The sequence below is a fragment of the Streptomyces sp. CA-294286 genome (assembly GCF_050947155.1).
Taxonomy (GTDB): domain Bacteria; phylum Actinomycetota; class Actinomycetes; order Streptomycetales; family Streptomycetaceae; genus Streptomyces.
In genome coordinates, this window is sequence record NZ_CP192005.1 from 4,274,189 (window position 1) to 4,298,492 (window position 24,304).

Here is a 24,304-nt window from a genome sequence, read left to right on the forward strand (position 1 = left end):
ACCTCCATGGGGTGCGAGGGACTGTCGCTACTACCGCTCCAGGAACGTGAAGAGTTCTTCCCACCGCTGAGTGATCGACTCGGGGGAGTAGCGCTGGACGTTCTCCCGGGCGGCTTCGCCCATCCGGTCACGCAACTCCTGGTCCTGCATCAGGCGCACCAACTGCCGCGCCAGCTCGGGGGTGTTGCCGGGACGGGCCAGCAGCCCGTCGACGCCGTCCTGGATGATCTCGTGCACACCCGGCGCACAGTCGAACGCCGCACACGGTACCCCGCACGCCATCGCTTCCAGCAGCGCCAGCGGGAAGCCCTCGCCGCGCGAGGACTGCGCGAAAACCGAAGCGCCGTGCAGGGCGCCGACCACGTCACGGGTCTGCCCGGCCCACTCGACCGAGTCGTCCAGCCCCAGACCCGACGCCTGCTTCTTGAGCGAGTGCTCAAGCTCGCCCGCGCCGTACAGCTTCAGCTTCCAGCCCGGCACCTGCGGCGCCGCGTCCGCCCAGGCGTCGAGCATCATGTCGAGGCCCTTCTGGTGGCTGAGCCGTCCGATGCTCACGACCGTCTTCTCCGAACGCGGTGAAACCGTTTCCGGCATCATCGGCAACGGATTCGGCATGAAACCGACGTTGTTGAGACCACGCACCGCCCACATGTCGGCGTCCTCCTGCGTGAGCAGCAGCAGCCGGTCGACGTTCTTGTAGTGCTTGAGCACCCGGTTGAAGCGTGAGGACTGACGCGAGTACTCGTAGCTCTCGTGGCTCATCCCGATGACCGGGTGACCGGCCGTGTCGGCCAGCTCCACCCACTCCATCGCCCACACCTGGGTCACGACGATCATCGCGCCCGGCGCGGCCGTACGGAACATCCGGGACAGCTTCGCCGAAGCCTCCCGCATGCCCGCCTCGCGCCGCTTGTTGTGCAGCCGGGCGGCGACGTCCACCTTGCCGCGCACACCCGTGACCGGCTTGTGCCCCGGCGGCCGCCGACCGTACAGCGTGACCGTCTTGAACGGAGGGTTCTCCCCGAGGTCCATAGGGACCTCGGAGGGCGCGATGCCGACAATGGTCACCCGGTGGCCGCGCTCCGCCAGCAGCGCCGCCATCTGGGCCTGCCAACGGGCCACACCGCCCAGTTCGTCGACCTCGTTGGCCACGAAGAAGATGTCGCGTCGCTTCACCGGGCGTCGCCCTTTCCTCCGAAGAAGCGGTCCGCGATCTGCGCGGCCGCGTCACCGTGGTCGTACTCGCCGTACCGGTCCACGAATTCCTTCACCTGCGGCCCGTACCGATCACGAACACCGTCCAGGTCCTCCAGCACCGCGTACAGCGCCTCCTCATCACGCGGCACCGGGCCCGGAGCCGTCTCGATCAGGTCGAAGTACGTGCCGCGGATGTCCTGCGCGTACTCCTCCCAGTCGTACGCGAAGAAAATCATCGGACGCTGCAACAGCGCGTAGTCGAACATCACCGACGAGTAGTCCGTGATCAGCGCGTCCGACGCCAGGAGCAGCGGCGTGATGTCCGGCTCCTCCGACACGTTGATGACGCGCCCGGCCATCGCCGGCGGCAGCGCCACCTGATTGAGGTAGTGCGTGCGCACCAACAGCGTGAACTTGTCGCCGAACCTCTCTGCCAGCGTCTCCACGTCGAAGGGGAACTCGAACTTGCGGACCTTGCCGCCGGCGTTGGCCCGGAACGTCGGCGCGTACAGCACGACCGGCAGCCCCGGACGGATGCCCAGGCGCTTCTTCAGCTCCGTGACCTCCCGGCTCTCCCCGGTCGCGTCCCGGTCCTTCACCAAGGCGTCGTTGCGCGGGTACCCCGTACGCAGCAGCTTGCTCTCCGGCACCCGATAGGCACGCGCCAGCGTCCGCACGTCGTGCTCCGAACGGACCACGAAGTGGTCGAAGCGGTCCAGCGACGCCTGGTACGCCGCCTGCTCGCCCTCCGACATCAGACGGTAGCCGGGCTCGTCGAAGCCCATGCGCTTGAGCGCGGAGCCGTGCCAGGTCTGGATGTACGTCGTCTCGGGGCGCTTGCGCAGCTTCAGCGGGAAGCCCTGGTTGTCGACCCAGAACTCCGCCTGTGCGAGCGCCCGCAGGTACTTCCACGACCAGCGCTGCACCAGCTCGACGTCGGCCGGGAAACCGACCGGCTTGGCGCCCGCGTACGACCAGATCGCGTGGATCGGGGCACCACGCCGCTTCAGCTCCTCGTACAGGGCACGAGGGCTGTCGCTGTACTGCTTGCCCAGATGGCTCTCGAAGACGACGGTGCCCTTGCGGACGGGCAGCGCCTTGATCATGCGGTGGTAGCCGTCGATCTTGCGCGGCCCGGAGTTGAGGTCCTTGCGCACGTCCCGTGCCTTGCGGTACGTCGTCTTGGCGATCCGCGCGGGCAAACTGTCCATGTTGTTCCGGATCAGCGCACGGGCCTTCTGCGAGGCCGCGCTGTGCTGCACGACGTGGAAGGCCAGGTGGCCGCGCCCGGACACCTCCGCCTCGATGCGGTCGCCCGCCAGCCGCGTCAACCGGGGACGGACGGTCAGCAGACCGGTGCGCTCTATGTCGGTGCTGCCGACGGTGATCGCGCTGATCGTCGTCCTGCCGTCGACCTTCAGGTGCATCCGCACGTTCCACACGTCGTCCACGATGCCCAGCGGACGCAGCTCCTTGGCCAGCGGCAGGGTGGCCTCCCAGAATACCCTCTCGCCCTCCACCCGCACACTGCGGACGGGGAAGCGGAAGGACTGGAAACCGGCGCGGCGCGCCTTGAGGACGATCTCCGCGGACAGCTTCGCGTCCGGCCCGATCTTGCCCAGGGGATTGACGACCGCACCGCTGACGACGACGTCCGAGGGGCGCTCGGAGTAGCTGACCAGGCGGTTGCGCAGGTCCAGCTTCTCGACCGGCTTGGTGTGGTAGCCAAGGTCCGTGACGTCCAGCAGGGCGCGCGCGTGCGGGTCCTCCAGGTGCTCCTCGCACCAGTAGATCCGGCCGTCCTTCTCCACCAGCGGCACCGCGAGCTTGCTCCGGTTCAGGAGCATGTCGATCGCCGGCATCAGCTTGTCCCAGTCCTCCTGAAGGAGCAGGTACGCGCAGATGGCGTGGGCCGGGTGCAGTTCGCTGTACGCCTCCGGGGCGAAGGACTGGACGTACTCCCTGGCCATCCCGGCGAAGGCGTGCCGGTAGTCGTCGTCCAGGAACGGCAGTTCGCGCAGGTAGAGGACCAGGTCGTGCTTCAGGAACTTGACGTCCTTGTGCAGCTTCAGATCGTCCATGCCGCGGGACTTGAGGATGGCGTCGATCCGCCGGTGGATCTCCACCCGGTCCGCGAAGTTGTTGATTTCGTTCCGGCGGTTACTGATCGACTTCTTCTCGGTCTTCTCGACCACATTCCAGTAATAAACGGTATTCGGAATGAGAGTGATGCGGGAGGCCGCGAGATATGCCTGCGCCGAGAAAAGGAGGTCCTCGTAATGGATCCGCTTCGGGAAGGAGAGGTTGCTCTCGATCAGGAATTCGCGCCGGTAACACTTATTGGTCGACAGGGTGTCGAAAACCAGCAGATCGGGCAGTTCGGCGACGGAGTCGAGCGTGCGCGTGGAGTTGTACAGCCAGCGGTACCACTCGGTCGTCTTGCCGTGACGGTTGTCGACGTGGACGCGCAGACACAGGCCGGACACCAGGTCCGCCCCGGTGGTCTCGGCGGCTTCCAGCATGTTCCGGCACGCGTTGAGCTCAAGAGTGTCGTCGCTGTCCAGGAACATCACATAGCGGCCGCGGGCCACCGCGATTCCCTGGTTGCGCGGCTCGCCGCAACCGCCGCTGTTCTCCTCCAGTTGGATCGCGCGGACCCGGTCGGGGCATTGTGCCGCGAGTTTCCTGGCCACGGCGTACGAACCGTCCGTGGAACAGTCGTCCGCGATGATCACCTCGACGTTGTGCAGCGTCTGGTCCAGGACCGACTGCACGGCCGTCGGCAACCGCTCGGCATCGTTGTAGACGATGACCACAACGCTGATGTCCGGCACGGTCGTCACGGTCGTCGGCAGGCCGTCCGGCGAGGGAGACGGGCTTGACAAGGCCACCTCTGTGTTCACGTCCTCGATACGTTTCGATTACTGATCCCCCGCGACGGCGGGTCCGTGGGGGAGGGCCGACCGGGGGAGAACCCTGAAGGATCCTGGGGATTTCGGCAGTCCCGGCCAGGCTAGCCTACGGACGAAGCCCTCCCGCCCCGCCCGCAGAGGCACCGATCGGCGGTCATTGCCGCTCTGTATAGTGCCTCCATGACTTGGCTGGTAACGGGCGGTGCGGGATACATCGGCTCACACGTGGTAAAGGCTCTCGCCGACGGCGGTGAAAGCGTCGTGGTGGTCGACGACCTGAGCACCGGAGACGAAACGCGGATTCCCGCGGGCGTCGCCCTGGAACGAGGGTCCGTACTCGACCGCGCACTGCTCGACGCCGTCCTGGAGCGGCACGCCGTCACCGGCGTGGTGCACATCGCCGCGAAGAAGCAGGTCGGCGAATCCGTGGCAGAGCCGCTGTTCTACTACCGCGAGAACGTGGGCGGCCTGCAAACCGTTCTCGAAGCCTCGGCCGCCGCCGGAGTCAAGCGATTCCTCTTCTCCTCCTCCGCGGCCGTCTACGGAATGCCCGACGTGGAACTGGTCACCGAGGACACTCCCTGCCTGCCCCTGAGCCCGTACGGCGAGACCAAACTGGCCGGCGAATGGATGGTCGAAGCGGTCGGCCGGGCACACGGCATGGCCACCGCCTGCATGCGCTACTTCAACGTGGCCGGCGCCGCCTCCCCCGAACTGGGCGACCCAGGCGTCTTCAACCTCGTGCCCATGGTCTTCGAACGACTGAAGGCCGGCCGGTCGCCGCTGATCTTCGGCGACGACTACCCGACGGCGGACGGCACCTGCGTCCGCGACTACATCCACGTCGCCGACATCGCCTCCGCACACGTCGCCGCGGCCCGCAAGCTCACCGCCGACCCCGACGCCCGCCTCGTCCTCAACATCGGCAAGGGGGAAGGCGTCTCGGTCGCGGAGATGATCGACGTCATCCGCGAGGTCTCCGGCCACGAGGACATCAAGGCCGAGATCGCCCCGCGTCGGGCCGGCGACCCCGCCCGGGTCGTCGCCTCCGCCGAGCGCATCCGCACCGAACTGGACTGGGAAGCCCGCCACGGCGTCCGCGACATGGTCGAGTCGGCGTGGGCAGGCTGGCGCCACCGCCACCCGCAGAACTGACTGCCGCACCCACGACACGTCGGCGGCGGGCCCCCGGAACATCCGGAGCCCCGCCGCCTCGGCGTTCGCGCCCCCAGGGCCCCGCGACTGCCCCGCGCGTCCCGAGCCCCCGCGACATTCTCCGCCGTGACCTCCCCGCAGCCACCTCCCGGCCCGCCACCGGTAGCGGCCGTCACGCCGGTCCGGCCACCGGAACTGCGGAGCGCTGCGCCCCCGCCCTCACGTACATTGCGGGCAGGCAGCAACAGGGCGACCCGAGGGGATGTACGGACGTGTCAGGGGCAAGCGGCGACCGGACGGCGGCACACAGCGCGAGGAAGGCCGTCACCGACGCCCGCAGGGTCGTCGTCAAGGTCGGCTCCTCCTCACTGACCACCGCCGCCGGAGGACTCGACGCCGACCGGGTCGACGCCCTCGTCGACGTACTCGCCAAAGTCAGGGCCGGCGGCACCCGCGAAGTCGTCCTCGTCTCCTCCGGCGCCATCGCCGCCGGCCTCGCCCCCCTCGGCCTCCTCAAGCGGCCCAAGGACCTCGCCCGGCAGCAGGCCGCAGCCAGCGTCGGACAAGGCCTCCTCGTCGCCCGCTACACCGCCTCCTTCGCCCGCTACGGAGTGCGCGTCGGCCAGGTCCTGCTCACCGGCACCGACACCAGCCGCCGTGCCCACTACCGCAACGCCTACCGCACCCTCGACCAGCTCCTGGCCATGGGCGCCCTGCCGATCGTCAACGAGAACGACACCGTCGCCACCGACGAGATCCGCTTCGGCGACAACGACCGGCTCGCCGCGCTCGTCGCCCATCTCGTACGCGCCGACCTGCTGGTCCTCCTTTCGGACGTCGACGGCCTGTACGACGGAGATCCGGCCAAGCCCGGCACCTCCCGCATCGCCGAGGTCGCCGCCCCCGAGGACATCGCCCACGTCCAGATCGGCAGCGCAGGCAAGGCCGGAGTGGGCACCGGCGGCATGGTCACCAAGGTCGAGGCCGCCCGCATCGCCGCCGCCGCAGGCATCCCCGTCGTCCTGACCTCCGCGACGTACGCCGCCGACGCACTCGCCGGCCGCGACACCGGCACGTACTTCCACCGCACCGGCCGCCGCAGCGCCGACCGCCTGCTGTGGCTCGCGCACGCCTCCACCCCGCAGGGCGCACTCACCCTGGACGACGGCGCCGTACAGGCCGTCGTCGAGCGGCGCACCTCGCTGCTGCCCGCCGGAATCGCCGCCGTCGAAGGCGAGTTCGGCGCGGGCGACCCCGTCGAACTGCGCGACAGCACCGGCCGGGCGGTCGCCCGCGGACTCGTCAACTTCGACGCGAAAGAACTCCCCCAACTCCTCGGCCGGTCCACCCGCGACCTCGCCAGAGAACTCGGACCCGCCTACGAACGCGAAGTCGTGCACCGCGACGACCTGGTGCTGTTGCGCACCTGAGACCCAGCGGCGAAACGGACGAAGAGTCCCCGAATACGCCCAAGGTGTCCACGAAACGGCTGAAAGTCCAGCCTCCTGGTGGAGACCTTCGGGAAAACGCCCCGCATCGGCCCCAGGACTGGTCAACTTTGTTGCGGGGATACAGCACACAAACGCATCAGGAGGCCGCCGGTGAGACGAGCGCGTCCGGGGGCGCCGCCCCGAGGGACAGCTGAGCGAGCCTTGACGAGTGTCGGGGCCGGAGCGGACTTCGACGACGGCAGCCGCGACAGCGGCCAGGACAGCCCGAGCGCCGACGACGCGGCAAGCCGCGAAGTGAACGCCGACCGGCAACCCCGGACCGGACGGCAACGGCAGAACACCGAGGAGTCCCGCCTCTGGTACATCACACTCAGCGTCTCCGGCACCGAGACACCCCTCACAGAAGTCAGGCGGGGCCTCGAACAGCTCGCCCACGACCACCCCTTCCTGCTGACCAGCCGCTACGCGGCCGACCACGCGGAGATCCGCTACTGGGAAGAAGCCCGCGACCTGCACGACGCGGCAGCGGTCGCCCTGCGGCTGTGGGGCGAACACAGGTCGACGGCCCGACTTCCACCCTGGGAGATCGTCGGCCTCGAAGTCATCGACCGCGACACCTACCACCAGCGGGTGGCCGAGGGATACGGCCCGCCCCCGGCGGCCCCCGTCGGCGTACACCCGTACTGAGCCGAGCCGACCAGGACACCGAGCAGCCCCGGCCCGCCGGGACTGAGCATCCCGGGCCGCCGACACCGGACAACGCCGCACCCGGACCCGCCGCACCGCCCCGGCCGCCGACCCCGTCGGACGGGGCGGGCGGCGCGGGGTGCAGCGCGAGGCGTCGTCTCGGAGTCCGGGACGACGGACGAACGGCCCCGCGCGCAGGATTACGCTGCGGACATGACCTCGCACACCGCTCCCGCCGACGCCACGGCCGCCACCGCCGACGGCCGCTCCCCGGTCCTCGCCGCCGCCACCCGGGCCCGTGAGGCCGCAGCCGCCCTCGCGCCGCTGCCGCGTGCCGCGAAGGACGCGGCGCTGATCGCTGTCGCCGACGCGCTCCTCGCCCGTACGGAAGAGATCATCGACGCCAACGCCGAGGACGTCGCGCGCGCCCGCGAGGCGGGCACCGCCGAGTCCGTCGTCGACCGGCTCACCCTCACCCCCGAACGAGTACGGGCCATCGCCTCCGACGTGCGCGACGTGGCCGCGCTGCCCGACCCGGTCGGCGAGGTGGTACGCGGATCGACCCTGCCCAACGGCATCGACCTGCGCCAGGTCCGCGTCCCGCTCGGCGTCGTCGGCATCATCTACGAAGCACGGCCCAACGTCACCGTCGACGCAGCCGCCCTGTGCCTCAAGTCGGGCAACGCCGTACTGCTGCGCGGCTCCTCCTCCGCGTACGCCTCCAACACGGCCCTGGTGGGCGTGGTGCGCGACGCAGTCGAGCAGGCGGGGCTGCCCGCCGACGCCGTCCAGCTCGTCCCCGGCGAATCCCGCGACGCGGTACGCGAGCTGATGCGCGCCCGCGGCCTGGTCGACGTCCTCATCCCGCGTGGCGGCGCCTCCCTGATCCGCACGGTCGTCGAAGAGTCCACCGTCCCCGTCATCGAGACCGGCACCGGAAACTGCCACGTCTACGTCGACAGCCGCGCCGACCTCGACATGGCCGTCGACATCCTGATCAACTCCAAAGCGCATCGCGTCAGCGTCTGCAACGCCGCCGAGACCCTCCTCGTCCACAAAGACATCGCGGACGCGTTCCTGCCGCGCGCCCTGGACGCCCTCGCGGAAGCAGGCGTGACCGTCCACGCAGACGCACATGTCCTGACATTCGCGGGCAGCTCGAAGGCCACCGTCCTGCCGGCCGTCGAGGCGGACTGGGAGACCGAGTACCTGTCGTACGACATCGCCGCAGCCGTCGTGGACTCCCTCGACGACGCCGTCGGCCACATCCGCCGCTGGTCCTCCGGACACACCGAAGCCATCGTCACCACCTCGCAGGCCGCCGCCCGCCGCTTCACCCAGCTCGTCGACTCCACAACTGTCACGGTCAACGCCTCGACCCGCTTCACCGACGGCGGACAGTTCGGCTTCGGCGCCGAGATCGGCATCTCCACGCAGAAACTGCACGCGCGCGGCCCGATGGGACTGCCCGAGCTGACCTCGACGAAATACATCGTCACGGGAGACGGCCACACCCGCTGACACGGGAGACGGCCACACCCGCTGAACCGTCCCGACGCCCCCGATAGACGCTGCACTCCGCCCGTTCTCTGCCCAAAACGACCTTCTGCGTCTACGCTGAACGGGTGCCGGACGACGTGGAGGGCAAGCCGTTCCCGGATGGCTGGGAGCCCGACGACGACCGCGGGGGCGCGGACGAGGACTTCGCCTCCGTGGTCTTCGACGAGGCATTCGTCAAAGCCGCCGCATTCCACGAACCCAGCGCGGTGGAGAGGCTGCTGGCCGCCGCCCAGGCGCGCGCCGACGCGGAGGCCGCCCGCCCCCGGCCCGGCAAGCACCCGCCCGGCCACGCACCGCACGGCAGAAGCTCCTTGCGCCCGCCGCACGGTCACGACTTCGACGGCGGGTACGACGGCGCCTTCCCCGCGCCGTACGGGCGGCACGGCGGCGCCCTGCGCCCCTACCGCAACTCCTCACGCTGGCACCGTCCCGTCGCCTGGCTCCTCGCCCTGCTGATGGGCATCGGCCTGGTGGTGTTCGCGTTCGCCGCCGTGTACCGGGGCGCCTCCGGCAACAGGGACGGCCAGGTGCCCTCACCCGCGGCCACGGGGGTCGACACACCGGCCTCCGGCCCGCGACGGGGAGCGGAGAGCGATGCCGGCGGCAGCGGCCCCTCCGCATCGGCGCAATACACCGCGCCGACGTCCTCCGCCCGGCCGTCCATCCCCTGAACGTCTCACCTCAAACCTTTAACGTCACTGCAAGTGGCGGGAGTTGTCCCGAAGTTCGGCCGTGCCAGAACGTTTACCTTCGCCTCCCGCGACCTACTCTGAAAGGGAGACTCTCCCCACCGCAGGGCCCAGCGCTCAGGGAGAAGCGATGGCAGGTCGATCGGACCCGCCCGAGGGCATCCCGCCCGAGGGCATCCCCAACAGTGGTGACGACGACTACCCGTCCGTCGTCTTCGACGAATCGTTCGTACGGGCTGCCCGGCTCCAGGAATCCTCCGCGTCGGAACGCGTGGCGGACCACGCCCCGGCCGTCCGTCCGCTGCCCCCCGAGCCCGTCGCCCCGACCGCCACCGCCGTCGTCGGCAACGGCCGCGCACACGTGCTCCTGCTGGTGCTGCTCGTGGCGCTCGCCTTCGGCACCGCCATCTACCTCGGGGCACGCACCCCCGTGCCGTCCGCCGCCTCCGACCGGCGTCCCGAACCGCTGCGCGCGACGGTGATACCCCTGGCCCCCGCAGAAGGGGTGCCCGGCGGAACGCCCGCACAACTCCTCCGGCACAGCCCCGCCGCACAGTTCCGCACCGGAGCCGAGGGCATCCAGCTCCCCGTCGCCCGGAGAACGGCGCACTTCTCGGAGAGCCAGGTGCTGGCGGCACTCACCACGGCCAAGGACTACCTCGTCCAGTCCTCCGTCGATCCCGGCGTCCTGGTCGGCAAGGCACTCCGCCCGGTGCGCATCCTGCTGGACCCCGACCAACTCGACGAATTCGACGCGAGCTTCGCGGCCCCGCAGTCGGCACGGCGCGGCGGAGCACCCGCGGCAGCCGGCTGGCTGGTCCGCTTCGATCCCGCCGAGGTCGCCCTGACGGGCACAGCCCGGGTCAACGGCACCCTGCGGGCCACCGAGATTGCACCCGACGTGCTCGACGTGACCGCCGACCATACCTTCGTCTACCCGCTGCGCCCCGCGACCGGCCCCGGCCGAGAACGGGCCGACGGTGCGTCGCTGTTCACCGTACGGCGCGAACTGCGCTTCCGTTACGACGCGGAGGACCTGCGTCGGCACAGGACGGAACTGGTGAGTTCGTACACCGTGGCAGGACCCCACGCGTGTGCGGCAGCAACGGGCGCGCAACAGTTCTGGCAACCGTTGCTCGCAGGCCCGAGGGCAGCGTCACCGGGCGTTCCTGCGGCGAAGACACCGGCCCCTTCGACGGCTCCGCCCCCTTCGACGGTTCCGGCCCCTTCGGCGGCGTGGCCCGGCACCGACCCGTACACCGCCTCCCGGGCCGTCTGCGGCACCCTGTCACCGCACACGCTGCCCACGCCCCGCCGCTGACCACGAATGGCCGAGCGGCGGGACGCCCGGGAGGGGCAGGAAGAGAGCAGGGTGAGGCGGCGACGGCCCGCTGCGCGGCCTGCCGCACCCCGCGCCGGCCCCACCCTCGCCGGGCACGACCGGCGGAGGAGCGAAGTGAGGACACGACGAAGTCTCGTCCGCACCTGTAGACGTTCCTGCGTCACGCCCCCGGGCCGGACCCGGTGCCGGCCGAGCCGGCCCCGTTGCCCCCGCCGAACTTCCCGCGCAATTTCCCGCCCAGGTCCCCGGCGCCGCCCGCGATGTCCCCGACCAGCTTCATCAGCGGGTCCTTGCTGGTGCGGACCGTGTCCGCGTAGTGCGAGGCGGACTCCTTGAAGGAATCCGTCACGGAGGTGTCCTTGTCCTCGTCCCGCCGCGGGTAGTGACCGTCCATGACCCGCTGGTAGTCGCGGCTTTCGGCCCACTTCTTCAGCTCTGCCGCCCGTACCGTCGTGAACGGGTGCGAACGCGGCAGCACGTTCATGATCTTCAGTACCGAGTCGCGCAGATCGCCGCCCGCCTCGTACTCCTCCGCCTGCTTGAGGAACGCGTCCACGTTCATCTCGTGCAGGTGATTGCCGCCCGCGATCTTCATCAGGCCGCGCATCGACGCCTGCAGGTCCTGACCCACCAGCAGCCCGGCGCGGTCCGCGGAGAGTTCCGATTTGCGGAACCACTCCCGCAGGCCCGTGATGATCGCCATGATCGCGATGTTGCCCAGCGGAATCCAGGCGACCTTCAGCGCCAGACTCGTCAGGAACAGGAGGATCGTCCGGTAGACCGAATGTCCGGACAAAGCATGTCCGACCTCGTGCCCGACGACCGCCCGCATCTCCTCCTCGTCGAGGAGCTCCACCAGACCTGTCGTCACCACGATGATCGGCTCGTCGAGACCGATGCACATCGCGTTGGGCTTCGGGTCCTGCGTGACGTACATCGCCGGAACCTTCTCCAGGTCCAGGATGTAACAGGCGTCCCGCAGCATCGAGTTCAGGTGCGAGAACTGCTCGTCGCTCACCCGCACCGAGTCGGACAGGAACAGCAGCCGCAGACTCCGCTCCGGCAGCAGACCGCTCAGGGCCTTGAAAACCGTGTCGAAACCGCTCAGCTTGCGCAGCGCCACCAAGGCCGACCGGTCCGCCGGGTGCTCGTACGCACGGGAGGAGATACCGGGAAACCGCCTGCGCTGCCGACCGGGGAGCCTCTCCCGGTCACCGCCCGTGAACCCGCCGCCCCCCTGCTCGCTGCCCTGCCCCTGCTCGTGATTGCCGTCTGTCATGACTGACCTCTGCTCTCGTACGAGACATGTCCCGTCCCCCGGACGGCCCTCAGCCTAAGGGGCCCTCCCAGGGCTTCCCCCTTGCTGACGCCGACCCGCCCCGGACCGGTTGCCCGGGGCCCGATATCGCCTCAACGACTGAGTCGGCGTGAGCGTGCCCGGCCGCGCCGCATACGATGTTGCCGAAGTCTCCCCTCCGTCTCCCGATAGGTCCGCGAAGATGAGTTTCCACAGCACCGCAGCCCACCTCGTGACTCTCGCCTCCGGTGAGGGCTCCACGCACGTCGACGAGCACGCCTCCATCAGCCCCCTGGTCACCGGCGGCGGCGCCTTCATCGCGCTCATGCTGCTGCTCTGGATCACCACCCGCTTCAACCGGGACCGCTGAACGGACCGGGGGTCCGGGCCGGGCACACGGGCCAGTAGGGTCTGCACGCATGGGAGAGCAGGAAATGCCCACCGGCCCGGCCGGTAGGGACAGCGCGAGCCGCATGCACGGCGCGCACGGTACGGGCAAGCGACGGATCGGCGTCATGGGCGGCACGTTCGACCCGATCCACCACGGCCACCTGGTGGCCGCCAGCGAGGTGGCCGCACTGTTCCACCTCGACGAGGTGGTGTTCGTACCGACCGGAGAACCGTGGCAGAAGAGCCACAAGCTGGTCACACCCGCCGAGGACCGCTACCTGATGACGGTCATCGCGACCGCGTCCAACCCGCAGTTCTCGGTCAGCCGCATCGACATCGACCGCGGTGGGCCGACATACACCATCGACACCCTGCGGGACCTGCGCGCGCTCAACGCCGACGCGGACCTGTTCTTCATCACCGGCGCCGACGCGCTCTCGCAGATCCTCACCTGGCGCGACGCCGAGGAACTCTTCGCCCTCGCCCACTTCATCGGCGTCACCCGCCCCGGACACGACCTGTCGTCCGACGGGCTGCCCGAGGGCGGTGTCTCCCTCGTGGAAGTGCCCGCTCTCGCGATCTCCTCGACGGACTGCCGCGCGCGAGTACGCGGTGGCGACCCCGTCTGGTACCTGGTGCCCGACGGCGTGGTCCGCTACATCGACAAGCGCGAGCTGTACCGGGACTGACGGCGAGCGGCACGGAGCAGCAGGAGCAGGACGGAAAGGGGGCACCGGTGAACGATCGCCAGAACCCGTACGACCCGTACGCGCATGATCCCTACGCGCAGCCGCAGCCGGAGATCATCGGCTACGACGCGTACGGACAACCGGTGTACCAGCAAACCGCACCACCGCAGCAGTACGACCCGTACGGCCGCCCCCCACCGCAGTCTCCGCAGCCCCAGGGGTACGAGTACGACCCGTACCCCCAGCGGCCGCAGCAGCCCGCACAGTACGACCCGTACGCGCAGCAGCAGTCGCCACCGCAGCAGGCCGCGCCACCTCACGAGGGGTACGGCTACGACACCGGCGGACAGCAGCCGTGGGTTCCGCAGCAATCTCCCGTTCCGCAGTCCCAGCAGCCCCGCTCGGCACCCGCGGACTCCGAGGAGATCCCTGCCGAACCGCCCCGCGAGGAAGTTTCCGCACAACGCCGCACGGAAGCCCCCCAGTACGCCACCGAACAGTTCTCCTTCGTGGAGGAACCGGACGACAACTCCGAAGACGTCATCGACTGGCTGAAGTTCACCGAGAGCCGCACCGAACGCAGGGAGGAAGCCAAACGACGGGGCCGCTCCCGAGTGGTGGCCCTCGCCGTCGTTCTCGCTCTCGTCGTCGTGGGCGCAATGGGCTACCTCTGGTACGCCGACAAACTGCCCGGCCTCTCCTCCGGGAAGAACGACAAGCCCAGCGTGGCCGGCGCGCAGAAGCGCGACGTGATCGCCCTGCACCTGCACAACACCAAGAAGCCCGGCATGACGTCGACGGTACTGCTCGTCGACAACGCCAGCACCGGACAGGGCACCACCGTCCTGTTGCCGAACTCGCTCTCTCTCGCCGGCGACAACGGCGTCACCACCACCCTCGCCAAATCCGTCGAGGACGACGGTTCGGCAGGCACCCGCGAGTCCCTCGGCACAGCCCTCGGCACCCCCATCGGCGGCACCTGGCGCCTCGACACCCCCTACCTGGAGGTCCTCGTCGACCTCGTCAGCACCATCGACGTCGACACCGACACCGCCGTGCCGGATGCCAAGAAGGGAGCGACACCCCTCGTGGGCAAGGGCGCCCAGCAGACCCTCTCGGGCCGGATGGCCGTCGCGTACGCCACCTACCGCGCGCCCGGCGAGCCCGAGACCAAACAGCTCGCCCGCTTCGGCGCGGTCATGCACGCCGTGCTGAAGAAGATCTCGGACGATCCTCAGGCCGCGACCGTCACCGTGCAGAGCCTCGCCCAGATCCTCGACCCGTCGCTCCCGGAGAAATCCCTCGCCGTCTCCCTGGCGAAGCTCGCCGAGCACGCCAAGAAGGGCGCGTACCAGACAGTCCTGCTGCCGGTACGTCCCGACGGCCGCGTCAGCGAGTCCGACACCGTCGTCAAAAACGTCCTCGGCGGCACCGCCACAGCCCCCGAGCAGGGCGCTGCCGTACGGGTGGGAGTGCGTAACGCCACCGGCAAGCCGAGCGCGACCGAGAACGCGCGGATCACCCTGGTCAACAGCGGCTACGCCTTCGCCGACACCGGGAACGCGTCCACCGCTGCCGCCTCCGGCGTCACCTACGCCGACGACGCCCACAAGCCGAAGGCCGACGAGGTCGCCAAGACCCTGGGACTGCCGGCGACCTCCGTCGCCAAGGGGCAGGGCGCACAGAACGTCGAGGTCTCGGTCGTCCTCGGCAGCGACTACAAGGTCCCGCCACCGCAGTAACCGCCGCCCCGCGCATTCGCCCACGTGCCCCGCCGGAAACTCCGGCGGGGCACGGCGGCGTCACGTGAGACCCTTGTGGTAATCACCTGACCGCCGACGAAAGCCTGCTTGTGACCGCCACTGACCGTTCCATCGAGCTCATCAACGCCGCCGCCCAGGCCGCCGCCGACCGGCTCGCGCACGACATCATCGCGTACGACGTCAGCGATGTGCTGTCCATCACGGACGCCTTCCTGGTCGCCTCCGCACCCAACGACCGACAGGTCAAGTCGATCGTCGACGAGATCGAGGAGAAGCTCAACAAGGAGCTCGGCGCCAAGCCGGTACGCCGCGAGGGCGACCGCGAGGCCCGCTGGATCCTCCTCGACTACGTCGACATCGTCGTCCACGTCCAGCACAGCGAGGAGCGCGTCTACTACGCGCTGGAACGCCTGTGGAAGGACTGCCCCGAGATCGCGCTGCCCGAGGACGCGGTACGGACCCGCGGCAAGGCCGAGGAGCACGCCAAGCTGAACCCCGCGGGTGAGCTGGACGGAGAAGGAGACCTGTTCTGAACGGCACGCCTGCGATCAGCACAGGGAGCGGTGACGCGGTGAGCGAGAACCGGGGCCGCCGCATCGTTCTGTGGCGCCACGGGCAGACCTCCTGGAACCTGGAGCGCCGCTTCCAGGGCACCACGGACATCGGGCTGACCGAGACCGGCGTGGCCCAGGCCCGCCGGGCCGCCCGGCTGCTCACCTCGCTCAAGCCCGACGCGATCATCGCCTCCGACCTCAAGAGGGCCGCGAACACGGCAGCCGAACTGGCTGTGCTCACGGGCCTCGACGTCACGCACGACACCGGTCTGCGCGAGACGTACGCGGGTGCCTGGCAGGGCCTCACCCACGTGGAGATCATCGAGCGGTACGGCGAGCAGTATGCGGCGTGGAAACGCGGAGAACCGATTCGCCGAGGTGGCGGCGAGCTGGAGACCGAGGTCGCCGACCGGGCGGCTCCGGTGGTTCTGGCGCACGCCGACAAGCTCGCCGACAACGGCACGCTCGTCGTCGTCAGCCACGGCGGCACCATCCGCACCACCATCGGCCGTCTGCTCGGCCTGGAATCGCACCACTGGGAAGGACTCGGCGGCCTGACCAACTGCTGCTGGTCCGTCCTCGGCGAGGGGGCCCGCGGTTGGCGGCTCCTGGAGCACAACGCCGGGACGCTCCCGGAACCCGTGCTCGGCGACGACGACTGAACCCCTCCCGGGCCGTCCCGGAGCCGCCTTGCGGCAGCCCTTTGGACGGCGACCACCCCGGATTTCACTTTCCGGCAGGTCGCAGGCTAGAGTTCTTCTTGTTCGCAGCGCAGAGCGGGAAACACCCCGCACAGCACCGGGAACACGCGGGGCTATAGCTCAGTTGGTAGAGCGCCTGCATGGCATGCAGGAGGTCAGGAGTTCAATTCTCCTTAGCTCCACAGTCAAGATCCCGTCCCCAGCAGGGGGCGGGATCTTTTGCTGTCCTTCTTGCGCAACCGTGACAGAATCGACCGCCGGAAGGGGCGGCCTCAGCAGGGGAGGGGACGATGGGCGCGCACAGGCGCAAATGTGACTGGTGTGGCAGCGGTACGCCGATCGTCCGCGACATGGAACCGGTCAACTCCGAGTTCCAGTACTGGTGCGAGGAGTGCGCGCGGGCGCTGATCATAAAGGGCGACCCGATCGAGACCTACCGTGAGCTGGAGGGCGAGCCGATCTACGGCCGGCTGCTCGACGAGCACTGCACCCTCAAGAGGTTCTACTCCTTTGCGAGAGCCTGAGTCCGGAGCACGTTCGCCAGCAGGAAGACCAGTCCGACTGCGGGATAGAGCGCCGACAGGGCGAACTCCCCGACGTTCTGATGCAGTTCCGGCCGTCCCTGCTTTCCGTGCGGCACCGCCCACAGCGCGTACGAGAAGAAGACCGAACCCGCCATCCAGGCTCCGGCCCGCCCGCGTCCCTCGTTCCGTACCGTCTCCGCGGCGAGAAGCACCAACAGGGGCACGCACCACACCCAGTGGTGCGACCAGGAGATCGGACTGATCAGAAGAGCGGTGGTCGCACAGATCAGCACGGCCTGGGCTCGCTCGCCGCGCAGTGCGACGTCCGCCGCTGTGTACAGCCCGACGACTGCGGCCACGGCGGCGGTGACCGCCCACCACGCGCCCGGCTCGCCGGTGTGCAGGAGACGGGCGAGAACACCGCTGAGGGACTGGTTCGCGGTGTCCTCGACGTTGCCGACCCGGCCCGACGCGATCACCATCCGCGTCCAGAACGTCCAGGAGTCGGCGGGAAGAGCCACTGCCGAGGCGCAAGTGGCGGCAAGGAAAGCCGCGCAGGAGACCGCTGCCCGCCGCAGCCAGACGTTGTCGAGCCACGTGCCGACGCGGTGCACTTGGATCAGCCCCGTGAGCAGCAGGAAAGCCACGAAAAGACCCGGGGTGAGTTTGACCGCCGCCGCCAGGCCGATGCCCACGCCCGCCCAGCGGTGCCGGTCGTCGCGGGTCAGATCCCACAGCACGGCGACAACGAGGAGCAGGTTGATCTGCCCGTACCTCAGCGTCGTCCATACCGGCTCGCACCAGACGGCGACGGAGGCCACCCACAGAGTCACGACAGTGCCGCCGCGGCCCACGAGCCTGAGGGAGAGATGCACCAGGGCCATCAGGAGAGCGAGATTGCCCGCCGTGACGAGGGTGCGCAGGAGACCCTCGTCCAGCAGGGCCAACGGAGTGAACAACAAGCCGGCGAAGGGCGGATACGTCATCGGGAGATTCGCTGCGGTGACCCGTAGGTCGTACAGGTCGCCTCCGGCGAGGACCGCGGCGCCCTCCGCTCGGTAGACGGTCAGGTCGATCATCGAGACGTGTGCCAGCCGCTGGGCGAAGCAGAACGCGGTGAAGGACAGCAGACAGACCGCACTGGCCGCGAACAGGGGACGGGACGCCCGGACGCCGCGGTCGGCGGTGAGGCGTGCAGCGAAAGAAGTGGTCACAGGGGGTGACGTTAGCGTCACGGAGGGGGGGTGCGGGGCTGTCGATCGCCTCGGCCGCAGGTAGGGAAAAGGGATTTGGTGAAGCGGCGATCCACCGTCTAAAGTTGGCGATGTCGCCGGGGGAAACCACGGAGAACAACACGAAGTGCACAGCACGGGGCTATAGCTCAGTTGGTAGAGCGCCTGCATGGCATGCAGGAGGTCAGGAGTTCAATTCTCCTTAGCTCCACAGAAGATGAAAGAAGCGGACCGCCCGATGGGCGGTCCGCTTCTCTGTGTGCGTACGTTCCGCCCCTGTCGCTCCGTGGTGGCAGTGGCGGGCGCTGCTCTCAGCCGCGTCGGCGGTCCAGGGCCCGCACGGGCGGCGCGGTGGTGCGTCGGGCCGAGGTCTGTTCGATGCGCAGAGCGAGGGCCGGACAACGGCGAACGGCGCGCTGGGCGCGCGGCCCGAGGTGCGCAGGCACGGAAACGTCGGCAAGGGTCGGGAAGCCGTCGTGGCCGAGCCGGACCAACTCGGGGACGACGTCGGCGCACAGCCCGTGGCCTTGGCACAGGGTCCAGTCGACGGCCAGCTTTGCGTCACCGGGTACGCCGGATTCCCGGGGAGAGACGCCGGGAAGGGGCAGCAGACCGGTCGTGGGACGCCCGCAGCCGCCGCCCAGGACATGGGCCGCCAGATCGTCCGTGAAGGCGTTCAGCGCGGACAGCAGGAAGCGGACCGAGCCGTCGGGATGCTTGCAGGCGCCCCGGCCGTATGCGCCCTGCGCTGCTTCGCGCAAGGACGCCAACGCCGCCTGGCCGCCTCCGCCCAACACGTCCGAAAGGCCGCCCGCTGCTGCGGGCAGACCCAGCTTGCAGGGCCCGCACTGCCCGGCGGTTTCGGCGGCCAGCCAGTGTGCGACACGCAGCGCCTCGCCCAGGGGACAGGTGTCCGGACCGACCGGCAGGAGTGCCCCCGCACCCAGCGCCCCGCCGAAGGAGGCCAGGGAAGCGCGGGAGACCGCCGCGTCGTGGGCGGCGTGGGCGTCGATCCAACTGCCGTGGTAGCCGCCGGTCAGGACGCCCTGCAGGAGCGGTGGCGCGCCCGCCAGCTGAAGTACGTAGCCGAGAGGTACGCCGGAGGGAGCTTCGACGACCAGGGGCCGAGCGACTGCGCCGGAGACGGTGAGCAGAACGGTTCCGGGCTCGTCGGCGACACCCGTGCGCGCGTAGCGCTGGGGGCCCAAACGTGCGCCGACGGCGAGTTGGGCGTATGTCTCGGCATTGGAGAGCAGCGTCGGCGCGCCGTCCACGCCGGACTCCGCGGCTCGCTCGCGACGGCCCGGAGGCAGGGCAGGCCCACCGTTTGCCGCGCGGATCACGGCGGACGCCTCGCCGGAGACCATGCGCTCGGGGGTGCGGACGATCCGGGCACGGATCCCCCGGTTTCGGATGCGGCGGTCGGTGAGGCCGCGCTCGGCGAAGGCGTCCCGCACCGACACCTCCGTGGAGTCACGGGTCACGGCGACAACAAGGGTGCGTGCACCGAGCGCCTCGGCAGCGAGCAGCGCCCCGTCCAGTACGAGATGAGGGGCACGGTTGAGCAGCACGGTGTCCTTGCGGCATGCGGGCTCGCCCTCGCTGGCGTTGACGACGACCACCGGGCGGGTTCCGCGGCGGGTCGCAGCGTCGGCCACGGCGCGTAATTTCCGGGCGAAAGCGAAGCCGGCACCTCCGCGGCCGAGGAGGGAGATGTCCGCGGCGAGCGAGGTGAGCTGTTCGTCGGTCATCGGAGCGAGGGGGCCGTGCACATGAAGATGGGTGCCGAGATCGAGTCGGGCGGCGAGGTCGAAACCGCTGGTGAGGTGGGGCAGGCCCACGGTCACCACGGAGGGGACGTCCGGCAGGGGGAAATTGCGGGGGCCGGGGGAGGCGGGGACGTTCAACGGCGGTCTCCTGTGGGGACGTGCGGGGGCGCTTGTGCGTGCCGGGGCTCGGGCGCGGCGCCCCGTGACCGGGACGTGAGCGAAGGGCGTCGTCGTGGCGTGGGCGTGGGGTGCAGGGCGCTGTCGACGATGCGCTCCTTGAGGCGGGAGGGCAGCAGACGCAGAGAAAGCGCGGTTGTCATCCCGGCCAGGCACAGGGCGTACATCGCGACCACCCAGGCGGGGGCCGGGCGGCCGGCGAACAGCCCGTGCAGCAGCGCCGAGCACCAGGCGGGATAGGCCAGCATGTGGAGCGCACGCCAACGGCCGGGAACGCGGCCCGGGGTCGCGAACGCGCTCCGCAGTGCACCCGTCGTGGCCGCTACCACCATCAGCAGCCCGGCCAGCGATCCGAATCCGACGAGCACGCCGGTGCCCGAAAGGCCGCCTGCGAACGGCACCAGTGCCGCGAGCAACGAGACATGCCCGAGTGCCGTCTTGACGGTGAGATGCAGCACGAGGAACCCGAGCGAGGCGGCCGCGGTGACCCGGTGAACCGCCTGGGCGATCAACCGGTGCCGGGGCCGCAGCAGTAGCCGGTCGGTGGCGAGGAGGCCCCAGACGACGGCCGCGGTAAGCGTGACCAGAGTGAGCACTCCGGTGGTGAAGTCAAGGACCGTACGCAGGTCGTCGCCACCCAGGAGAGCGATCAGTGGCAGCAGGGGCAGCGGAGCCGCCCACAGTGCCCTGGGTGTCGGGCGCCGCGACGAGGGTTGTCGGGGAGCGGGGGGAGCGGCCGCTCTGCGGTGCGGGCGGCGGTGGGGAGAAGCGCGAGGGCGAGCGCGAGGTTGCTGAGGATTCGCAGGTGACGGGTTCGTGGGGTCGGGGTTCATGGGAGAGCACTCCGGGGGGTCGGGAATGTGGTCCCGCGACAGGAGGCTAGACGGGGCGGTGGGGGACCGCGGGCGGTTTCGCGGTTTGCGTGGCATGCCGCGGTTGAGCCAGATACGGACCGCTCTGCGCGGCCCGGGTGCTGGGTGAGCCTTCCGGAGTTCGCGTGGGCCGACTCATGGGCTGCGGGCCGGGGACACGTACGGGAGCTGGGGTCTCCCGTCCATTGGAGGAACGCTCGCTGCGGTGCCTGTGACCCCTGCGGTACCCTGACGCCATGCGTGCCGTACGCCTTCTGCTTAGTGAGCCGCGCTGATCAGTCCTGACCGGTGAAGAACCTGGTCGGCATCGGCGCGGCGTCCCCTCCTGTGCGAGGGGATTTTTCATTTCCGCAGGCAGAGATCCGTAGGCAGAGACGAAATCGATGGAGCTTCGAAAATCATGAGCGAGACGAATGCCGCTGCCGCTGCCGAGACGGCAGCCGCGCACCGCTATACGGCAGCCATGGCCGCCGACATCGAGGCACGCTGGCAGGACTTCTGGGACGCCGAGGGCACCTACCGGGCGCCGAACCCGGGCGACGGCGACCTCTCGGGCGACGCGGAGCTGGTCGCGAAGCCCAAGAAGTTCATCATGGACATGTTCCCGTACCCCTCCGGTGCGGGTCTGCACGTCGGCCATCCGCTGGGCTACATCGCCACTGACGTCTACGCCCGCCACCAGCGCATGACGGGCCACAACGTTCTGCACACCCTGGGCTTCGACGCGTTCGGCCTGCCCGCGGAGCAGCACGCGGTGCAGACCGGCACGCATCCCCGGGTGTCCACCGAGGCCGCCATGGAGAACATGAAGTCCCAGCTGCGCCGGCTGGGCCTGGGCCACGACAAGCGGCGCTCGTTCGCGACGATCGACGCCGAGTACTACAAGTGGACGCAGTGGATCTTCGTCCAGATCTTCAACTCCTGGTACGACACCGAGGCGCAGAAGGCACGCCCGATCGCCGACCTGGTCGCCCAGTTCGAGAGTGGCGAGCGGGCGCTGCCCGACGGCCGCACCTGGGATGCCCTGGACGCCGCCGAACGGGCCGACGCACTGAGCGAGTACCGGCTGGCCTATGCTTCCGACGCGCCCGTGAACTGGGCGCCGGGACTGGGCACCGTCCTGGCCAACGAAGAAGTGACCTCCGACGGTCGTTCCGAGCGCGGAAACTTCCCCGTCTTCAAGGCGAAGCTGCGCCAGTGGAACATGCGCATCACCGCTTACTCGGACCGTCTGATCGACGACCTGGAGGGCCTGGACTGGCCCGAGGCGATCAAGCTGCAGCAGCGCAACTGGATCGGCCGCAGCGAGGGTGCGCGCATCGACTTCTCCGTCGGCGCGCAGAACGACAAGAACAACGACGACAAGAACAACGACGACAAAAACAACAGCGACAAGAAGATCACTGTTTTCACGACGCGCCAGGACACCCTGTTCGGCGCGACCTACATGGTGCTGGCGCCGGAGCACGACCTGGTCGCGGACATCGTCCCGGCTGCGTGGCCCGAGGGCACCCGTGACGTGTGGACAGGTGGGTACGCCACGCCTCCCGAGGCCGTCGCCGCGTACCGCAAGCAGGCCGCCGCCAAGTCCGACGTCGAGCGGCAGGCAGACGCCAAGGAGAAGACAGGCGTCTTCACCGGGGCATACGCGACGAACCCCGTAAGCGGGGACAAGGTCCCTGTTTTCATCGCCGATTATGTGCTGATGGGCTACGGAACCGGCGCGATCATGGCCGTGCCCGCACACGACACCCGTGACTTCGCTTTCGCGCGCGCCTTCGAGCTGCCGATGCGTTGCGTCGTCGAGCCGACGGACGGCCGTGGGCAGGACCCGGCTGCCTGGGACGACGCGTTTTCCTCGTACGACGGCAAGATCGTCAACTCGGCGGGCGAGGACGTCTCACTGGACGGTCTGAGCGTGGACGACGCGAAGATCCGCATGACCGAGTGGCTGTCCGCGAACGATGTGGGCGAGGGCACGGTCAACTACCGGCTGCGCGACTGGCTGTTCAGCCGGCAGCGCTACTGGGGCGAGCCCTTCCCGATCGTGTACGACGAGGACGGCATCGCCCACGCGCTGCCCGAGTCGATGCTGCCGCTGGAACTGCCCGAGGTCGAGGACTACTCGCCGCGCACCTTCGACCCCGAAGACGCGACCGCGCAGCCCGAGACGCCGCTGTCGCGCAATCAGGACTGGGTGAACGTCACCCTGGACCTGGGCGACGGACCCAAGAAGTACCGCCGCGAGACCAACACCATGCCCAACTGGGCCGGTTCCTGCTGGTACGAACTGCGTTACCTGGACCCGCACAACAACGACAAGCTGGTCGATCCGGCGGTCGAGCAGTACTGGATGGGCCCGCGCGAGGGCATGCCGCACGGCGGCGTCGACCTGTACGTCGGAGGTGCGGAGCACGCGGTACTGCACCTGCTGTACGCGCGTTTCTGGTCGAAGGTGCTGTTCGATCTGGGATACGTCTCCTCGTCCGAGCCGTTCCACAAGCTGTACAACCAGGGGATGATCCAGGCGTTCGTCTACCGGGATTCGCGTGGCATCGCCGTCCCCGCGGCCGAGGTGGAGGAGCGCGACGGCGGCTTCTACCACCAGGGCGAAAAGGTCAGCCGCGTCCTGGGCAAGATGGGTAAGTCCCTGAAGAACGCGGTCACTCCGGACGAGATCTCCGCTGAGTACGGTGCGGACACCCTGCGGCTGTACGAGATGGCGATGGGTCCGCTGGACGTGTCGCGACCGTGGGACACACGTGCCGTCGTCGGCCAGTACCGGCTGCTGCAGCGGCTGTGGCGCAACGTCGTCGACGAGACGACGGGCGAGGCCACCGTCGTCGACGGCGAGCCGGACGAGGGCACACTGCGCGCCCTGCACAAGGCGATCGACGGTGTGAGCCAGGACATGGCCGGAATGCGCTTCAACACCGCCATCGCCAAGATCACAGAGCTGAACAACCACCTGACGAAGACGGGCGGCCCCGTCACGCGTTCCGTCGCCGAGGCGCTGGTGCTGCTGGTCGCCCCGCTGGCTCCGCACATCGCCGAGGAACTGTGGCGCAAGCTGGGGCACACCGACTCGGTCGTGCATCAGGACTTCCCGGTAGCGGACCCGGCGTACGTCGTCGATGAGACCGTGACCTGCGTCGTTCAGGTCAAGGGCAAGGTGAAGGCACGCCTGGAGATCTCCCCGTCGATCAGCGACGAGGAGTTGGAGAAGCTGGCGCTGGAGGATCCCGCGGTGGTCGCCGCCCTGAACGGTGCGGGCATCCGCAAGGTGATCGTGCGGGCGCCGAAGCTGGTCAACATCGTTCCGGCACAGTCCTGAAGCGCATGA

At 69.4% G+C, this 24,304-nt stretch carries 19 protein-coding genes and 2 tRNA genes; 15 read left to right on the forward strand and 6 right to left on the reverse strand.

Translation table 11 applies throughout. From position 1 onward, the window contains the following. Positions 1-30 precede the first annotated feature (30 nt). Positions 31-1,176 (reverse strand): glycosyltransferase, encoded by a 1,146-nt coding sequence (locus tag ACQPZG_RS23610; RefSeq protein WP_433547721.1) that lies wholly within the window; start codon positions 1,174-1,176, stop codon positions 31-33. Continuing rightward, positions 1,173-4,082, reverse strand: a complete 2,910-nt coding sequence (locus ACQPZG_RS23615) for a bifunctional glycosyltransferase/CDP-glycerol:glycerophosphate glycerophosphotransferase (RefSeq protein ID WP_433547722.1) — start codon at positions 4,080-4,082, stop codon at positions 1,173-1,175. Before ACQPZG_RS23615 ends, ACQPZG_RS23610 begins: the two co-directional genes overlap by 4 nt. A 207-nt stretch (positions 4,083-4,289) precedes the next feature. Between ACQPZG_RS23615 and galE the strand changes: the two genes are divergently transcribed. From galE to ACQPZG_RS23645, 6 genes are all read left to right on the forward strand, one after another. After that, positions 4,290-5,264 (forward strand): UDP-glucose 4-epimerase GalE, encoded by a 975-nt coding sequence (galE, locus tag ACQPZG_RS23620; RefSeq protein WP_433547723.1) that lies wholly within the window; start codon positions 4,290-4,292, stop codon positions 5,262-5,264. 272 nt (positions 5,265-5,536) lie between these two features. Next, entirely contained in the window at positions 5,537-6,694 is a 1,158-nt protein-coding gene (gene proB, locus ACQPZG_RS23625) for a glutamate 5-kinase (protein WP_433547724.1), read from the forward strand. A 171-nt stretch (positions 6,695-6,865) separates the two neighbouring features. Further along, on the forward strand, positions 6,866-7,402 hold the full coding sequence (locus ACQPZG_RS23630; RefSeq protein WP_433547725.1) for a hypothetical protein: 537 nt from the start codon (positions 6,866-6,868) through the stop codon (positions 7,400-7,402). Between the two features lie 213 nt (positions 7,403-7,615). Further along, complete coding sequence (locus ACQPZG_RS23635) at positions 7,616-8,923, forward strand: glutamate-5-semialdehyde dehydrogenase (protein ID WP_433547726.1); 1,308 nt, start codon at positions 7,616-7,618, stop codon at positions 8,921-8,923. 104 nt (positions 8,924-9,027) lie between these two features. Next, positions 9,028-9,633, forward strand: coding sequence for a hypothetical protein (locus ACQPZG_RS23640; protein WP_433547727.1), 606 nt, complete (start codon positions 9,028-9,030; stop codon positions 9,631-9,633). A 148-nt stretch (positions 9,634-9,781) separates the two neighbouring features. Continuing rightward, entirely contained in the window at positions 9,782-10,972 is a 1,191-nt protein-coding gene (locus ACQPZG_RS23645; protein ID WP_433547728.1) for a hypothetical protein, read from the forward strand. 181 nt (positions 10,973-11,153) lie between these two features. Here the strand turns inward: ACQPZG_RS23645 and ACQPZG_RS23650 are convergent, their stop codons facing one another. Further along, positions 11,154-12,272 carry a M48 family metallopeptidase gene (locus ACQPZG_RS23650; RefSeq protein ID WP_433547729.1) on the reverse strand — a complete coding sequence of 373 codons (1,119 nt, stop codon included), beginning with the start codon at positions 12,270-12,272 and terminating at the stop codon, positions 11,154-11,156. A 220-nt stretch (positions 12,273-12,492) separates the two neighbouring features. On the opposite strand from ACQPZG_RS23650, the gene ACQPZG_RS23655 reads away from it, so the two are divergent. From ACQPZG_RS23655 to ACQPZG_RS23685, 7 genes are all read left to right on the forward strand, one after another. Continuing rightward, on the forward strand, positions 12,493-12,660 hold the full coding sequence (locus tag ACQPZG_RS23655) for a hypothetical protein (protein ID WP_433547730.1): 168 nt from the start codon (positions 12,493-12,495) through the stop codon (positions 12,658-12,660). A 49-nt stretch (positions 12,661-12,709) separates the two neighbouring features. After that, positions 12,710-13,369: a nicotinate-nucleotide adenylyltransferase gene (gene nadD / locus ACQPZG_RS23660; RefSeq protein ID WP_433547731.1), complete on the forward strand. Its 660-nt coding sequence runs from the start codon at positions 12,710-12,712 to the stop codon at positions 13,367-13,369. A 47-nt stretch (positions 13,370-13,416) separates the two neighbouring features. After that, on the forward strand, positions 13,417-15,111 hold the full coding sequence (locus tag ACQPZG_RS23665) for a LytR C-terminal domain-containing protein (protein WP_433547732.1): 1,695 nt from the start codon (positions 13,417-13,419) through the stop codon (positions 15,109-15,111). Positions 15,112-15,221: 110 nt separating this feature from the next. Continuing rightward, a complete protein-coding gene (rsfS, locus tag ACQPZG_RS23670; RefSeq protein WP_185026369.1) occupies positions 15,222-15,665 on the forward strand; it encodes a ribosome silencing factor in 444 nt (147 codons plus the stop codon). A gap of 38 nt (positions 15,666-15,703) precedes the next feature. After that, positions 15,704-16,348, forward strand: coding sequence for a histidine phosphatase family protein (locus ACQPZG_RS23675; protein WP_433547733.1), 645 nt, complete (start codon positions 15,704-15,706; stop codon positions 16,346-16,348). A gap of 148 nt (positions 16,349-16,496) precedes the next feature. Then, positions 16,497-16,569: transfer RNA gene (locus ACQPZG_RS23680), tRNA-Ala, on the forward strand. 108 nt (positions 16,570-16,677) lie between these two features. Next, a complete protein-coding gene (locus tag ACQPZG_RS23685; RefSeq protein ID WP_433547734.1) occupies positions 16,678-16,911 on the forward strand; it encodes a hypothetical protein in 234 nt (77 codons plus the stop codon). On the opposite strand, the gene ACQPZG_RS23690 is transcribed toward ACQPZG_RS23685, so the two are convergent. After that, positions 16,890-18,125: a glycosyltransferase 87 family protein gene (locus ACQPZG_RS23690; protein WP_433547735.1), complete on the reverse strand. Its 1,236-nt coding sequence runs from the start codon at positions 18,123-18,125 to the stop codon at positions 16,890-16,892. The genes ACQPZG_RS23685 and ACQPZG_RS23690 overlap by 22 nt on opposite strands. Positions 18,126-18,281: 156 nt before the next feature. Here ACQPZG_RS23690 and ACQPZG_RS23695 point away from each other — a divergent pair. Continuing rightward, positions 18,282-18,354 (forward strand) — tRNA-Ala (locus ACQPZG_RS23695). Between the two features lie 100 nt (positions 18,355-18,454). Here ACQPZG_RS23695 and ACQPZG_RS23700 read toward each other — a convergent pair. Further along, positions 18,455-20,050 (reverse strand): ferredoxin, encoded by a 1,596-nt coding sequence (locus tag ACQPZG_RS23700; protein ID WP_433547736.1) that lies wholly within the window; start codon positions 20,048-20,050, stop codon positions 18,455-18,457. After that, positions 20,047-20,685: a hypothetical protein gene (locus ACQPZG_RS23705; RefSeq protein WP_433547737.1), complete on the reverse strand. Its 639-nt coding sequence runs from the start codon at positions 20,683-20,685 to the stop codon at positions 20,047-20,049. Before ACQPZG_RS23705 ends, ACQPZG_RS23700 begins: the two co-directional genes overlap by 4 nt. A 676-nt stretch (positions 20,686-21,361) precedes the next feature. Here ACQPZG_RS23705 and leuS point away from each other — a divergent pair. After that, a complete protein-coding gene (leuS, locus tag ACQPZG_RS23710; protein ID WP_433547738.1) occupies positions 21,362-24,295 on the forward strand; it encodes a leucine--tRNA ligase in 2,934 nt (977 codons plus the stop codon). Positions 24,296-24,304 lie beyond the last annotated feature (9 nt).